The sequence below is a fragment of the Geminisphaera colitermitum TAV2 genome (assembly GCF_000171235.2).
In the GTDB taxonomy this organism is placed as follows: domain Bacteria; phylum Verrucomicrobiota; class Verrucomicrobiia; order Opitutales; family Opitutaceae; genus Geminisphaera; species Geminisphaera colitermitum.
The window spans coordinates 1-1258 of sequence record NZ_ABEA03000141.1 but is presented as its reverse complement, the minus strand read 5'-3'; the positions used below and the strand labels follow the sequence as shown (position 1 = coordinate 1258).

Sequence of the window (1258 nt, the reverse complement as noted above, 5' to 3'; positions counted from 1 at the left end):
GGGGGGACGGCTGCGCCGTCGAACGTCGAACATCCAACGTCGAACATCCAACGTCGAATGGGGCGACGGGAACGGATGCGGGCGTTTGGCAGAAAAAGCCCGCGTCACTTGCGGCGGCGGCGCGCAGGGTGGTGTAGGTGAATTCCCGATACAGGCGGCGGTCACGCGAACCGAAGCGGCGGTCGGCAAGGAGGGTCTTGAGTTTTTGCGGGAAGTGGCGGTCGATGGGCTGGAGGCGCGCCCAGAGTTGCTGGAAGATGCGTTGCTGGTTGGCGGCGATGGTCATGCAAGCGACGTGACGAGATGTTTAGAAGTTCGTCATGTCCACGCGGACGCCGAAGCCGATGTCGCCGTCGCGGTCGTTGCCTTCGTAGAAGCTGAGGACGTAGCGAAGGGTCCAGACTCGCGTGAGGCGTTGCACGAGCGAGTAGCTTTGCTCGGTGAAGCGGTTCTGACGGGTGTCATACCGCCAGAGGACAAGGGCGGACCAGGCTTCGTTGAAGGTGTAACCGGCGCTGAGGAGAAATTCCTGAATGCGTTTTTCGGAATCAACGTCGTGCAGGTAGTGCTGCCCGAAGCGTATCCACCATGCGTCGGCGTCGCGGAGGGTGAGGCCGGTGTTGAGTTCGTTGAGGGCGAGGTTGTCGAGCGCGAGGCGTTGGTAGAGGTCAAACTGGAGCCAGCGGACGGGGGTGAGGGTGAGACCGATGTGGAGGTCGGAGAAGTTGTTGTCGCTGGTGGTCTGGTTGGCTGCGTCGTCAAAGTAGTAGTCGGTGGCGAGGGTGAGGCGGGCGAGGTCGCGGGAGCCGTAAAGGGGGTCGCGGGTCTGGAGGGTGTTGTCGAGGGCGAGGCGGGCGGTGTTGGCGGCGGAGAGTTCGTCGATGTTGCGCTGGTTGCCGAGGCCAAGGGGGGCAAGATAGGTGTCAAAGGGGCGGTCGTCGATTTGAGGGATGTAGGGGCGGCCTTTGTCGGCGTCGGGGATGTAGCGGTAGGAGAGTTTGGGGGTGACGAGGTGGCGGAGGCCGTCGATGTCCCAAGTGGTGTTTTTATATTCCCAAGTGGCGGAGGTGCGGGCTTCGGCGTCGAAACCGAGTTCACCGAGGACGCGGGTGTAGTTGTCTTTGCCGCCGGTGGCGCGGTCGTAGTAGGTGATGCGTCCGCCGGCGACGGGGGAGAGGGTGAGCCATTCGGTGGGGGTGAAGGGTCGGACGGCAGAGTAATAGATGTCGGCGCGGGTGCTGCGGAGGTTGTTGGCGGG

The 1258-nt window shown here is 63.3% G+C and carries 1 protein-coding gene and 1 pseudogene; both read right to left on the bottom strand.

The window, feature by feature from the left end; all coding sequences use genetic code 11:
• Positions 1–286, bottom strand: a pseudogene (locus OBACDRAFT_RS16310) (hypothetical protein); the annotation flags it as partial.
• Between the two features lie 21 nt (positions 287–307).
• On the bottom strand, positions 308–1258 hold a 951-nt coding region (gene lptD, locus OBACDRAFT_RS16305; protein ID WP_043587464.1), incomplete at its 5' end, for an LPS assembly protein LptD.